Here is a 13,215-nt window from a genome sequence, read left to right as displayed (position 1 = left end):
GCGCCTGCACCACAAAAAAAGCCGTACCGGGACATCCTGGGTACGGCTTTTTTCTTAGCGTGAAGAATTTGCCAATCAGGCAAGAAGAAGCTTAATGTATGCCGGTCGGCTGAATGTAACCCAGATGATGCGCCAGCAGGATCAGCAGGAACAGCGTGATCGAGAAGCCCACGCGCATGGCCAGCGCCTGCACGGTGCGGTTGCTCTTGCCCTTGTCGCGCATGAGGAAGAACAGGGCCGAGCCCAGGCTGCCCAGAATCAGGATGAAGGCAATGGCAACGAGGATTTTCATGGATGGTAGCGCCAGGCTTGAGGAGGTTTCATTGTAATGCGTATCCGCTTCCATTTTAGATGGATTCCATTTGTTGTAATGCTGCTACTGGTGGCGCTGGGTATTTCTCTGGCGCAATGGCAGCAGCGCCGTGGCGACGAGAAAATCGCCCGCGCCGCCCGGCTCGAGGCTGGCAACCAGGCCGCACCGCTGGCATTGACGGCCGTGCCCTTGCTGCCGGCCGATGCGCAAGCGATCGAATACCGCCGCGTCACCGTCACGGGCCGTTTCCTGCCCGCCTGGACGGTCTACCTGGACAACCGTCCCTACAAGGGCCAGGCCGGCTTCCATGTGCTCACTCCCTTCCAGATCGACGGTTCCCGGATGCACGTGCTGGTGGCGCAGGGCTGGTTGCCGCGCAACAACGCCGAGCGCACGCGCATCCCCGACTACGCCACGCCCACGGGCACGGTGACCATCAGCGGCATCGCGCGCCTGAACGCTGGCCATGTCATGGAACTGGGCACGGCGCCGCCCCTGGCGCCGCACGCCATCGTGCAAAATGCCGACATCGGCCAGCTGGCACAGGCCAGCAGCCTGGCCTTGCAGCCCTTCCTCATCGAACAAACAGTCGCCCCAGTTGATCTGACAGCGCCGCCAGCGGCCAGCGCGCTTCCCGTGCGTGACTGGCCGGCACCCGACCTGGGCGCGGACAAGCACCGCGGCTACGCATTCCAGTGGTATGCACTGGCACTGATGGCTTTTTTATTTTTTGTCTTTACAGGATTTCGACGTGCAAACAAACAGCCCTGAAACAACACAAGACAGCACCGGCAAGCAGCTACAGAACACGGGTCGGTGGAAACTATTGGCCGTGGTGGCCGTGTGCGCCTTTCCCATCATCGCCTCGTATTTCACGTACTACATCATCAAGCCCACGGGCCGCAACAATTACGGCGCCCTGATCGACCCGCGCCTGCATCCTATACCGGAGGAGGCGTTGCAGGTGACAGAACTCGACGGCAAGGCCGCGCCGCTGGCGCAGTTCAAGGGCAAGTGGGTGCTGCTGCAAACGGGGCCGTCCGATTGCCAGGAAGCATGCAAGAAGCAATTATTTGACATGCAACAACTGCGCCTGATGCAGGGCAAGGAGCGCGAACGCCTTGAACGGGTCTGGCTGGTGACGGATGCGCAGCCGCTCGACACGCTCGTGATGCGCGAATTCGACGGCACCAGCATGCTGCGCGTGAATAACGACGCCCTGAAAGCCTGGCTGCCCGTGGAGGCGGGAGGCAAGACCAGCGACCACCTGTACTTGATCGATCCGCTGGGCAATTTGATGATGCGCTTTCCGAAAGATGCGGACCCGAACAAGATCAAGAAAGACATCGCCAAGCTGCTCAAAGCTTCGGCGATCGGTTAAGGAGTCTGCATGCCGACGATGCATCTCTCTGCGCTGGCCCAGCTGGGCTTGACGGGTCTGCTGGTGGCGCTGCTGCCGTTGACCATGGTCTGGGTGTCCGCGGACGCCAACAAATACCGCAAGCTCGTGTGGATCGCCGTCTTTTTGACGGTCGACCTGATCATGTTTGGCGGCTTTACGCGCCTGTCCGATTCGGGCCTCGGTTGTCCTGACTGGCCAGGCTGCTATGGTTCCGCCAATCCTTTCCTCGCGCACGAGCACATCGTGGCGGCGGAAACCCTGATGCCGACGGGACCCGTGACGGTGGTCAAGGCGTGGATCGAAATGACGCACCGCTATCTGGCCATGGCCATTGGCGTGCTGATCGTGGCGATGATGGTGCAGGCGTGGCGCCAGTGGAAGAAAAGCAAACGCCAGGAATTTGCCCCGGCGTTGCCGACGGCGCTGTTTTTGTTCGTCTGCCTGCAGGGCGCGTTCGGTGCCTGGACCGTCACATTGAAGCTGCAGCCGGTGATCGTCACCATCCACTTGCTGCTGGGCATGGGCTTGCTGGCCATGCTGACGTGGCTGGGCGGGCGCCAGGACCATGCCGTCAAACCCTTGCTGCGCGCCGATGCGGATGCGTCCGTGCTGCGCCCCGTGCGCGCGCTGGCCGTCATGTCGCTCGTGCTGCTCACCATGCAGATCGCGCTCGGTGGCTGGGTGAGCACCAACTACGCCACCCTGGCCTGCACGGATTTCCCCCTGTGCGGCGGCAAAGTCATTCCGGAGATGGATTTCGAGCATGGTTTCCATTTGTGGCGCGAACTGGGCAAGACGGCCGCCGGCCATTACTTGCCGTTTTCAGCGCTGACAGCCATCCACTGGGTGCACCGCAATTTCGCCTTCATCGTGCTGGCCGGTGTCGGCTATACAGTGTTGCGCGCGTGGAAACTTCCATCCTTGCGCGGCACGGCCCGCTGGCTTGCCTTGGTGCTGGCCTTGCAGGCGGCCACGGGCCTGGCGACGATCTACCTGAGCTGGCCATTGTCGATTGCCGTCCTGCATAACGGCGGGGCGGCGCTGCTCGTGTTGTTGCTGACCATGTTAAACTACAAGGCTAAATTCCAACTCGATGTAGCGCGGAAATCTGCTTCCGCCTCCGCGCCAGTGCCCTCGGCACCAGCCAGTTCTTCCCGTATCGCATAAATGACTACTCAGACCATCAGCCGTAAACCATCCCCCCGCATCGCCCAGTACTGGGCGCTGACCAAGCCCCGCGTGACGCAACTGGCCGTGTTTTGCGCCGTCATCGGCATGTTCCTGGCCAGCGAGGAGTTGCCGGACTGGCGCGCGGTGGTGTTTGGCACCGTCGGCATCTGGCTGCTGGCAGGCGCCGCGTTTGCCGTCAACTGCCTGGCCGAGCGCGAAATCGATGCGCGCATGGCCCGCACGGCGCGCCGCCCGATGGCCATGGGCGACATCACCGTCAAGCAGACGGTGGTGTTCGCGCTGGTGATCGGCGGCCTGGGCATGGCGATTCTGTATAACCTCGTCAATCCGCTGACCATGTGGCTGACCTTTGTCACCTTTGTCGGCTACGCCTTGATCTACACCATGGTGCTGAAACCGGCCACGCCGCAAAATATCGTCATCGGCGGCCTGTCCGGCGCCATGCCGCCTGCGCTGGGCTGGGCTGCCGTCGCCAACGACGTGCCGATGCAGGCCTGGCTGCTGGTCTTGATCATTTTCGTGTGGACGCCGCCGCACTTCTGGGCGCTGGCCATGTACCGCCGCGACGATTATGCGCGTTCGGGCTTGCCCATGCTGCCCGTCACGCACGGCTTGAAATTCACGCAATTTCACGTCTGGCTGTACTCGATCGCGCTGGCCGCCACCACCTTGTTGCCCTTTGCCGTGCGCATGAGCGGCCTGATCTACCTGGTCTCGGCCGTGCTGCTCAATGCCGGTTTCCTGTATTACTCGTGGAAAATGTACCGCCACTACACGGACTTGATCGCGCGCAAAGCTTTTACGTATTCCATCATTTACCTGGCATTGCTGTTCGCAGCCTTGCTGGTCGACCACTATATTCCCCTCGGAACATGAAAAAATACCTGACCTTGTTGTTGGCGGCCGCCCTGGTCGCCGTCCTTGCCGGCTGCGGCAAGCCGGCCGCGCCCAAGCTGGCATTCAAGAATACGGACGTGACGGGCCTGGGCTATGCGCGCGAGTTCGCGCTGACGGACCACACGGGCCACCCGCGCACCCTGGCCGATTACAAGGGCAAGCTGGTGCTGATGTTCTTCGGTTACACGCAATGCCCGGACGTGTGTCCCACTACCATGGCCGACATGGCGCAAGTGATGCGGGAAATGGGGCCGCAGGCGGAGCAGGTGCAAGTACTGTTCGTCACCGTCGACCCCGAGCGCGACACGCAGCAATTGCTGGCGCAGTATGTGCCCGCCTTCGACAAGCGCTTCGTGGGCCTGTATGGCGACGCCGCCGCGACGGCCAAGGTAGCTAAGGAATTCAAAGTGTATTACGCCAAGGTCGAGGGCGAAACGGATAGCAGCTACACGGTCGACCACACGGCCGGCACCTATGTGTTCGACCGCGAAGGCAAGATCCGCCTGTTCGTGCGCCACGGCGAAAAACCTGCCGTCATCGCGCACGATCTTAAACTTCTGCTATCCTGATCCGGTCGCGCCCCCGGGCGCCATCTTCAGGATTTGCAGTACATGGATAAACGTTTCGAGCCTCACGCACGCCTGGCAGCCATCATCTTCTTGCTGATCGGCTGCTTTTTCGTCCTGCGGCCCTTCCTGGCCGCCATGCTGTTTGCCGCCTGCGTGGGCATTTCCAGCTGGCCCCTGTATATCCTTTTGCTGGAGCGTCTGAAAGGCCGGCGCAACTGGGCGGCCGCCATCATGACCGTGTCCCTGATCCTCGTCATCGTGCTGCCGCTGGCCCTCGTCACTTACAACCTGGCCGACAATGTGTCGCGCGTGTACGAGCAGATCCGCGTCGCGCTGGAATCGGGCGGCCTGCATCCTCCGGCCTGGCTGTCCAGCATTCCCGTGGTGGGCGAAACCATCGATGGCTATGTGCGGCGCCTGCTGGAAGACCGCGAAGAATTATTGAATTTGGGTAAGACCATGCTGGAGCCGGCGCGCCATTTCCTCGCTTCCGGCGGCATCTTGCTGGGCACGGGCCTGGCGCAGACCAGCCTGGCCGTGTTTGTCAGCTTCTTCCTCTACCGCGACGGCCAGCAACTGAGCCGTGCCCTGATGACGGGCGCCGGCCGCATCATCGGCGACAGCGCACCGGGCGTGGGCCTGACCATCAGCCGCACCGTGCGCGGCGTCATGTACGGCTTGCTGGGCACGGCGCTGGCGCAGGCTTTGGTGGCCGTGGTGGGTTTTTTGATCGCCGGCGTGCCGGCTGTGGCGTTGCTGGGCGTGGCCACTTTCATCTTTTCGCTGATCCCCGTGGGGCCGCCCCTGATCTGGGGCGGTGCCGCCATCTGGCTGTTTACGGAAGGGCAGACGGGCTGGGGTATTTTCATGGTGGTGTGGGGCGCGCTGCTGATCAGCGGCGTGGACAATGTCGTCAAGCCCATGCTGATCAGCCGCGGCAGCAGCCTGCCATTTTTGCTGGTGCTGCTGGGCGTGCTGGGCGGCGTACTGGCCTTCGGCTTCGTCGGCATCTTCATCGGCCCGACCCTGCTGGCGGTGCTGTACAGTTTGCTGCAAACGTGGACGGTGGGAGAGACCACCGTGCCACAGGGCAAAGATACGCTGACGCGCAAGAAGTAATCAGTCTCTTAAATCCGCATCCAGATCCCGCTCCTGCTTGGGGATTACCTTGATCAGTACGATGCGGGGCCCGTTCATTTTCTTGACGACGATGTCGAAGTCGACAAAGGTGATGCGCTGGCCCTGCTTCGGAATGTCCCCCAGCTTGACCATGATCAAGCCGCCCACCGATTCCACATCGTCCAGCCCCAGTTCCTCGTTTTCAATATCGATGCCGAGGATGCGTTCGAGCGAAAAGATGGGCAGGCTGGCCTTGCCGATCAGGGTGCCGTCGCTTTGCTTGAGCCAGTCGTTTTCATTGCGGCGGAATTCATCGCGGATTTCGCCCACCATGGCGCCAAGCAAGTTATCCAGGGTGATGAAACCCAGCGGGCGCTTGCCCTTTTCGCCGATCAGGGCGAAGTGGGGCGCGCCATCTCGGAACCGGCGGAACAGTTCCAGCGCCGGCGTGCGCGCGGAAATGATATCGACGGGACGCAGGAAGGGCGTAAACGAGGTGATCGGTTTACCCGCCTGCTGGGCAAAGAACAGGTCTTTCAGGTGCACCACGCCTAGCACATCGTCTTCATTCATGTCGAAATACGGGTAGCGGCTGAAGCGGTTGCGCAGCACCGTGTCGAGGTTTTCTTCCAGGGTGCTCGACGCGTGCAGGGCGATCACTTCATTGATCGGACGCATCAGGTCCGACACCGTCATTTGTTCGAAATCAAGCGACTGGGCCAGGATGTTGCGCTCGTCGCGCGTAAATTTTTCGCCCGGCTGGCTGGTGCGCAGGATCAGTTTCAGCTCTTCGGACGAGTAATGGGCGTCGTGGCCGCCCTTGCCGGACAGGCCCGCCATGCGCAGCACCCAGTTGGCGCTGGCGTTGAGCAGGTAAATGGCTGGATACATGGCCCAATAGAAACCATACAGGGGAATCGCGCTCCACAGGCCGACGGCTTCCGGATTGCGGATGGCCATCGATTTGGGCGCCAGTTCGCCCACGACGATGTGCAGGAAGGAAATGACGCTGAAGGCGACGACGAAAGACACGCCGTGGATCAGTTCTTGCGAAGTGACGCCGACGGCGCCGAACAGCGGCTCCAGCAAGCCGGCAAACGCCGGTTCGCCGACCCAGCCCAGGCCCAGCGAGGCCAGGGTAATGCCCAGCTGGCAGGCGGACAGGTAGGCGTCCAGCTGGCCATGCACCTTGGACAGGATGCGGCCCCGTAGTCCCTGTGTCTTGGCGATGGCGCGAATGCGCGTGCGCCGTAATGTAACGATGCCAAACTCGGCGGCAACAAAAAAACCGTTCAGCGCGACCAGGAAGAGGGCGAGCAGGACTAGCAAGACATTGTGCATGGGGGCGCTGAAGATGGGCTGTAAAAACGTCATCTTAAACGACGAAGGGCGGCATAACCTAATTTAGCCGCGCCCCCCGCCCCTGCAGGCGGTGGCGCGCGCTGGGTTATTCCCGCTTTTTCAGCCTTTGGCCGCCGTTTGCGGTCCTCCGCGCATGGCAAAGACCATGACGGCCGAGACGATGGCGGGGATGGCGACGACGAGGAAAATCGTGCTGTTGGGCCAGTTCAGGCGGATCAGTTCGCCACCGAGCACGGGGCCGATGATGGAGCCGATACGCCCGATGCCCAGGCTCCAGCCTATGCCCGTCGAGCGCAAGGTGGTCGGGTAGTAGCTTGCCGCCAGGGCGTTGACGGCAGGTTGGCCGCCCACCACGCAAAAGCCCGCGATGAAGATGGTGATGAAGAGGAAGGCCAGCGACACGTCGGGACGGCCGATCAGGGCAATCGCCACGGCGGCGACTAAAAAGCATGGCAGCAGGATGCGGCGGAAGCTGGAGCGGTCGATCAGCTGGCCCATGACGAGCGTGCCGATGGTGCCGCCCACTTGCAGGGCCGTGCCCGCCAGCACGGCGTTGGCCGTGGACAGGCCCGCTTCCTTGGCGATGGTCGGCAGCCAGTTCGACAGGAAATACAAATTCAGCAAGTTCATGAAGTTGATGACCCACAACAGAATTGTCATCTTCGCGCGGCCACCCGTAAACAATTGCAGCACGGGCGCGCCCTTGTGTGCCTTCTCATGCACGACATATTGCGTGTCGGCCGTGATGCTCACGGTCGGATCGATACGTTTCAGCCACTGCGCCACTTTGTCGAGCTTGCGTTTCTTCAATACCAGGAATTGCATCGATTCCGGCAACAGGAAGAACATCAGCACGCCGATCACCAGCGGCACCACGCCACCCACGTAAAACACGGATTGCCAGCCGAATGCGGGAATCAGCGCGGCGGACAACAGGCCACCGAGCACGGCGCCCAGGGTAAAGCCGCACGAGACCAGCATCATCAGCGTGACTTTCTTGCGCAGGGGGCTGTATTCGCCGGCCAGCGCCATGGCGTTTGGCATCACGGCGCCCAGGCCCAGTCCCGTGATGAAACGGATCAGCTGCAATTGTTCGATGTTCGTCGCCAGCGGCGTGACCAGCATGCACAGCGAAAAGAAGATGGTCGAGCCGATCAGTACGGGGCGGCGGCCGAACTTGTCGGCCGTGATGCTGAAGACAAGCGAGCCGACCAGCATGCCCAACAGGCCCGCGCCAAACACGGGGCCCAGGTTGGCCTTGCTGACATGCCAGTCGGCGATGATGGCGGGCGCCACATAACCCATCGCCTGCACGTCGAAGCCATCCATGATGACGCACAGCCCGCACAGAATCAGCATGCCGATCTGGAAGGAGCCGATCTTGTTGTTATTGATGAGATCGGGAATATCGATCGTCTTGCCTGCCGTGGACATGGTGCCGCTCCTGTTTTTTTATGGTGGTCGCGCCCTTCCGGCGAGGGATAGGCGCGTGTTTGTCTCAGGCTTCATTACAATCGCTTTTGATTGATTATTCAAACGTTATTTTCGAATGGATTTATCGGTTTAACTAATGAATATGGCGCGGAAGTAACCTTGTCTACATGCTAATATCGCGCCATGAAAAATCTTGTTAGCCACTTTCTTGCCCTGCAAGCCAGCCTGCCGGCGCACGGCCCCGGTTTCAGCGCGCTGATCCTGCGCGACGGCGAGACCATTTTGGAGCTGCATCACGGCCTGGCGTGCCTGGAACTGGGCGTGCCCCTGACGGCGCAGTCGCGTTACTACCTGGCCTCGGAATCAAAGCAATTCACGGCAGCCTGCGTGCTGGACCTGGTGCGCCGTGGCGCCATTGGCCTCGACGATGACGTGGCGTCCCATCTGCCCGAGGTGCGGCAGTTCGGCGCCATCATCACGGTGCGCCAGTTGCTCAATCACACCAGCGGCATTCCCGATTATTTTGACTACCTGGCGTGCCAGCTGGGTCGCCACGACAGCGATTACTTTGACAATGCGCTGCTGCTGCGCCTGATCGCCCGGATGGACGCGCTGACGTTCCCGCCCGGCAGCGCGCATGCCTACAGTAATTGCAATTACATTTTGCTGGCCAAACTGGTGGAGGTGGTATCTGGTCAGCCGCTGGCCACGCAGGCGCGCGAACGCCTGTTTGCGCCGCTGGGCATGCACGCCACGGCATTTGATGTCGACCGGCAAGCTGTCATGCCGCAGCGCGTGCGCAGCTATACCGTTGATCCTGCGCAAGCGTGCGCCTATCGCCAGCACCTGGGCAATGCGAATACGGTCGGTGACGGCGGCGTGTATGCCTCGCTGCACGACCTGGTCTTGTGGGAGCGCGACTGGCAGCGCCAGTACCACGACCCGGCCAGCCTGGTGCGTGCGCAGCTGGCCGAAACGCCGGGCCCCGATGGCCAAAGCTGGTCCTACCGCTTTGGCCTGGAGCAAATCGAGCATGGCGGACGTGCGGTGGTGTTCCATGACGGCGGGCTGTGGGGTTTCCGTGCCTTGCTGCTGCGCGTGCCCGAGGCAGGCCTGTCCGTGATCCAGCTGGCGAACGTGGATAGCTGCGAGCCAGACCAGGCGGCCTGGCTGGCAGCCATCGCCACCGATCTGGACGCCTGATCAGTGCCGCTTCAGTGCACGGCGCGGCCGGGCACGGCCGCTAGGATCACGTCCAGCGCCGGGTGCATGATCTTGCGTTCGTTCGAGATGACGTAAAACTGCTCGCGCAGGGACGAGGCGTCACCGACCAGCACGGCGCCGAATTGCTCCTCGATATCGGCCGCCAGGCTGGCCGAGGCGAAGAACAGGCCCAGGCCCTTGCGGCCGAAGGCGTTGAGCATGGCGTTGTCTTCGAATTCACCGACCACGTCGGGGCGCACGCCCTGCTGCACCATCCATTCGTCGATGCGTCCGCGCAGGGCGTTATTGCGCGCGGGCAGCAGAAATGGCGCACCGTGCAGGCTGTGCGGGAAATTATCGCGGTATTGTTCGGCCAGCGCGGGGATGGCGAACAGCTTCATGGCGCTTTCGCCCCACAGGTGGCTGGACACGCGCAGGCTGGCGCCGGCCGGCACGGCGCGGTCCGTCAATACCAGGTCCAGCTTGTGCAGGGCCAGGTCGGCCAGCAGGGACTCGAATTCATCTTCCAGGCACACCAGCTTGACGGGCTTGTCCAGGCTGCGCGTGGCGTCGAGCATGCGGTAGGCCATCAGTTTCGGCAGGGAATCGGAAATGCCCACGGTCAGGCGCATCTTTTCCGCGTCGGTGTCGGCCAGCGCTTCCTGCATCTGTTCACCGAGCAGGAAAATCTGGTCCGCGTAGCCGAGCGCCAGCCGGCCCGCTTCCGTCGGCACCAAACGCCGTCCCTGCGGCTGCAGCAGGGACTTGCCCAGTTCCTTTTCCAGCAAGGCCAACTGGGTGCTGATGGTTTGCACGGCCAGGCCCAGGCGTTCGGCCGCGCGCGTCACGCCGCCTTCCTTGGCGACTACCCAAAAGAAATACAAATGGCGGTAATTGAAACCGGTAGTTTTCATCGTGAGGGCCTATCTTCTGTTTTTACGAAGTAATACTTCCATTATCTTCTATTTTTAAATGTGTCACACATCCCTATACTACGTTCCATTGAATTTGGATAAAGGGGAACTATCGATGAAACATTTCAGAGTGTCATTTTTAGTGACATTTATCTGCTTGGGAATTTCCGCCTGGTGGGGTTACACGCACGGTGGCGTGTCGACCATGCTGTCGGCATTGGGCATTGCGGTGATCCTGGGCGTGATGGAAGTGTCGCTGTCGTTTGACAACGCGGTGGTCAATGCCTCGGTGCTGAAGAACTGGGACAAGTTCTGGCAGAACCTGTTCCTGGGCGTGGGTATCATCATCGCCGTGTTCGGCATGCGTCTGCTGTTCCCGCTGGTCATCGTGGCGCAAGCGGCGGACCTGGGCTTGATGGAAGTGTGGAATCTGGCCCTGAGCAACCCGGAACAGTATTCGATGCACCTGACGAATCACCATGCGGAAGTGGCGGCTTTCGGCGGCATTTTCCTGCTGCTGGTGTTCCTGAACTTCCTGCTGGACTCGGAAAAAGAAACGCACTGGCTGGGCCGTATTGAAGAAAAACTGGGCGCGCTGGGCAAGATCTCCTCGATTTCCGTGATGATCGCGCTGGGTACCCTGATGGTCAGCCTGTCGATGATCGAAGAAGGCCAGAAGCTGGTGGTCTTGACGGCCGGCCTGTGGGGTATCCTGACCTACGTGGGCGTCGATGTGATCAGTGGCTTGCTGGAAGGCGATAACGGCGACGGCAACATGGGCGACATCATCAAGCGCGGCGGTATTGGCGGCTTCCTGTACCTGGAAGTGCTCGACGCCTCGTTCAGCTTTGACGGCGTGATCGGCGCGTTTGCCATCACCAAGGATGTCGTGATCATCATGCTGGGTCTGGCGATTGGCGCGATGTTCGTGCGTTCGATGACAGTGTTCCTGGTGCGCAAGGGTACGCTCGACGAGTTCGTTTATCTGGAGCACGGCGCGCACTATGCGATCGGTATCCTGGCCGTGATCATGTTGGTCAGCATGAAGTTCCACATTCCCGAGATTTTCACGGGTCTGATCGGTGTGGCCTTCATTCTCGCCTCGCTGTGGTCGTCGATCCGCTACAAGCGCAGGATGGCCCTCGAAGAAGGCAAGATGGAAGCGCTGGAACCAGTCAAGGCAACAGTAGCCTAAAGAATGCGCGGCAAACGACTACACCGGTTTGTCGGCAAGTTGTAGCAAGCGTCGCCGCCGGCCTGGGGAGTCAGGCCGGTGGAGGGCGCCAGGTGTTATTTATTTCATTAGCTGGACTTTATTTCACATAGGAGAAATACATCATGGCAATCAGTCTGCAAAAAGGCGGCAACGTCAACCTGAGCAAGGAAGCTCCTGGCATTTCGAAAATGATCATCGGCCTGGGCTGGGATGCCCGCGCCACCGACGGCGCCGCCTTCGACATCGACGGTTCCGTGTTCCTGCTGAAGGCCGATGGCAAGGTACGCGCCGACGTCGACATGATTTTCTACAACAACCTGAAATCGAGCGACGGCTCCGTCACCCACTCGGGCGACAACACCACCGGCGCCGGCGATGGCGACGATGAAACCGTCATCGTCGACCTGGCCACCGTGCCAGCCGAGATCGACAAGATCGCCGTCTGCGTGACGATCCACGATGCCGAAGCGCGCAAGCAAAACTTTGGTATGGTATCGAAGGCTTACGTGCGTTGCGTGAATGCCAACGGCAACACGGAAATCGCCCGCTTCGACCTGTCGGAAGACGGTTCGGCGGAAACGGCCATGGTCTTCGGTGAAATCTACCGCAATGGCGCCGATTGGAAATTCAAGGCCATCGGCCAGGGCTACAAGGGCGGTCTGGGTCCTTTGGCAGCCTCGTTCGGCGTCGGTGTGTAAGGTAGCCACACCAAACCTACTGCGCGGTGCGCTTTGCGGCCGGCGATGCTCACCGTACTAAAGTACGGTTGCGCTTCTCGGCCACAAATCACATCCGCTCGCTACGGTTTTGTGCGGCACCGTTATTCTGTAGTAAGGGCGGCGGTTTAGCCCGACACCATCATCATCGTCAAGGAAGGAACAGTTGTATGCCAGTTTTCAATATTACCGGGGACGTCGACCCGTTCCTGCATGTGTCGCTTGCCAAAGGCGAGAAGATTTATTGCGAATCCAACGCGATGGTGATGATGGAAACCAATCTTGAGCTGAAAGGCAAGATGACTGGCGGCATAGGCGCGGCGCTGATGCGCACTTTTGCCAACGGGGAATCGTTCTTTCAGCAGCATATCGAGGCCATGCGGGGCGACGGCGACTGCCTGCTGTCGCCCACCTTGCCCGGCGCGATGCGGGTGCTCGAGGTGGGCGCCCAGCAATACATGATCAGCGACGGCGCCTTCGTGGCGGCCAGTTCTGGCGTGGAATTGAAGGTGCGCACGCAAAGCCTTGGCAATGCGCTGTTTGCCCAGAGCGGTGGTTTTTTCATCACCGAGACGGCAGGCAGCGGCCAACTGGCGGTGTCCGGTTTTGGCGCGATGTCGATACTGGAAGTAACGCCTGGCAAGGACGTGGTGATCGATAACGCCCACGTCGTGTGCTGGGATAACCGCCTGCAATACGAAATTTCCATGACGACCGGCAGCAGCGGCGGCTTTCTGGGTAATTTGATCAATAGCCAGACCAGCGGCGAGGGCATGGTGCTGAAGTTTTCAGGCACGGGGAAAATCCTCGTATGCTCGCGCAATCGCGCGGCCTTCCTCGCCTGGACCCAAAGCAAGCCGGCGTAACACGTAGTTGATG

The 13,215-nt window shown here is 60.8% G+C and carries 14 protein-coding genes; 10 read left to right on the top strand and 4 right to left on the bottom strand.

The annotated features are described in order from the left end of the window. Nucleotides 1–91: 91 nt before the first annotated feature. Nucleotides 92–292: a twin transmembrane helix small protein gene (locus ACQ4WZ_RS24900; RefSeq protein WP_101483889.1), complete on the bottom strand. Its 201-nt coding sequence runs from the start codon at nucleotides 290–292 to the stop codon at nucleotides 92–94. A 36-nt stretch (nucleotides 293–328) separates the two neighbouring features. Between ACQ4WZ_RS24900 and ACQ4WZ_RS24895 the strand changes: the two genes are divergently transcribed. Genes ACQ4WZ_RS24895 through ACQ4WZ_RS24870 form a run of 6 tightly spaced genes read left to right on the top strand, consistent with a single transcriptional unit; the run spans nucleotide 329 to nucleotide 5,491 of the window. Continuing rightward, nucleotides 329–1,084: an SURF1 family protein gene (locus ACQ4WZ_RS24895; RefSeq protein ID WP_101483890.1), complete on the top strand. Its 756-nt coding sequence runs from the start codon at nucleotides 329–331 to the stop codon at nucleotides 1,082–1,084. After that, nucleotides 1,065–1,694: an SCO family protein gene (locus ACQ4WZ_RS24890; RefSeq protein ID WP_101483891.1), complete on the top strand. Its 630-nt coding sequence runs from the start codon at nucleotides 1,065–1,067 to the stop codon at nucleotides 1,692–1,694. Before ACQ4WZ_RS24895 ends, ACQ4WZ_RS24890 begins: the two co-directional genes overlap by 20 nt. Nucleotides 1,695–1,712: 18 nt before the next feature. Next, on the top strand, nucleotides 1,713–2,882 hold the full coding sequence (locus tag ACQ4WZ_RS24885) for a COX15/CtaA family protein (RefSeq protein WP_101484863.1): 1,170 nt from the start codon (nucleotides 1,713–1,715) through the stop codon (nucleotides 2,880–2,882). Continuing rightward, the gene (gene cyoE, locus ACQ4WZ_RS24880; RefSeq protein ID WP_101483892.1) at nucleotides 2,883–3,782 is read left to right on the top strand and encodes a heme o synthase; all 900 of its coding nucleotides are present in this window, start codon (nucleotides 2,883–2,885) and stop codon (nucleotides 3,780–3,782) included. Then, nucleotides 3,779–4,372 carry an SCO family protein gene (locus tag ACQ4WZ_RS24875; RefSeq protein WP_436574746.1) on the top strand — a complete coding sequence of 198 codons (594 nt, stop codon included), beginning with the start codon at nucleotides 3,779–3,781 and terminating at the stop codon, nucleotides 4,370–4,372. The genes cyoE and ACQ4WZ_RS24875 overlap by 4 nt, the downstream gene beginning before the upstream one ends. Before the next feature lie 42 nt (nucleotides 4,373–4,414). Then, nucleotides 4,415–5,491, top strand: a complete 1,077-nt coding sequence (locus ACQ4WZ_RS24870) for an AI-2E family transporter (RefSeq protein WP_436574745.1) — start codon at nucleotides 4,415–4,417, stop codon at nucleotides 5,489–5,491. Here the strand turns inward: ACQ4WZ_RS24870 and ACQ4WZ_RS24865 are convergent, their stop codons facing one another. Both ACQ4WZ_RS24865 and ACQ4WZ_RS24860 read right to left on the bottom strand, forming a co-directional pair. Further along, complete coding sequence (locus ACQ4WZ_RS24865; RefSeq protein WP_101484864.1) at nucleotides 5,492–6,832, bottom strand: hemolysin family protein; 1,341 nt, start codon at nucleotides 6,830–6,832, stop codon at nucleotides 5,492–5,494. 120 nt (nucleotides 6,833–6,952) lie between these two features. Then, on the bottom strand, nucleotides 6,953–8,287 hold the full coding sequence (locus ACQ4WZ_RS24860) for an MFS transporter (protein WP_101483895.1): 1,335 nt from the start codon (nucleotides 8,285–8,287) through the stop codon (nucleotides 6,953–6,955). Between the two features lie 183 nt (nucleotides 8,288–8,470). Between ACQ4WZ_RS24860 and ACQ4WZ_RS24855 the strand changes: the two genes are divergently transcribed. Next, nucleotides 8,471–9,490, top strand: a complete 1,020-nt coding sequence (locus tag ACQ4WZ_RS24855; protein ID WP_436574744.1) for a serine hydrolase domain-containing protein — start codon at nucleotides 8,471–8,473, stop codon at nucleotides 9,488–9,490. Nucleotides 9,491–9,501: 11 nt separating this feature from the next. On the opposite strand, the gene nhaR is transcribed toward ACQ4WZ_RS24855, so the two are convergent. After that, complete coding sequence (nhaR, locus tag ACQ4WZ_RS24850) at nucleotides 9,502–10,404, bottom strand: transcriptional activator NhaR (protein ID WP_133988624.1); 903 nt, start codon at nucleotides 10,402–10,404, stop codon at nucleotides 9,502–9,504. A 115-nt stretch (nucleotides 10,405–10,519) separates the two neighbouring features. Between nhaR and ACQ4WZ_RS24845 the strand changes: the two genes are divergently transcribed. The 3 genes from ACQ4WZ_RS24845 to ACQ4WZ_RS24835 all read left to right on the top strand — a co-directional run bounded on the left by ACQ4WZ_RS24845 (nucleotide 10,520) and on the right by ACQ4WZ_RS24835 (nucleotide 13,202). Further along, nucleotides 10,520–11,599 (top strand): DUF475 domain-containing protein, encoded by a 1,080-nt coding sequence (locus ACQ4WZ_RS24845; protein ID WP_101483898.1) that lies wholly within the window; start codon nucleotides 10,520–10,522, stop codon nucleotides 11,597–11,599. Nucleotides 11,600–11,742: 143 nt separating this feature from the next. Beyond that, entirely contained in the window at nucleotides 11,743–12,318 is a 576-nt protein-coding gene (locus ACQ4WZ_RS24840; protein ID WP_034784897.1) for a TerD family protein, read from the top strand. A 188-nt stretch (nucleotides 12,319–12,506) separates the two neighbouring features. Further along, on the top strand, nucleotides 12,507–13,202 hold the full coding sequence (locus ACQ4WZ_RS24835; RefSeq protein ID WP_436574743.1) for a TIGR00266 family protein: 696 nt from the start codon (nucleotides 12,507–12,509) through the stop codon (nucleotides 13,200–13,202). Nucleotides 13,203–13,215: the final 13 nt, after the last annotated feature.

Source organism: Janthinobacterium darwini, assembly GCF_051380905.1.
Taxonomy (GTDB): Bacteria; Pseudomonadota; Gammaproteobacteria; order Burkholderiales; family Burkholderiaceae_D; genus Janthinobacterium.
This window is presented reverse-complemented; position numbering and strand designations above follow the sequence as displayed.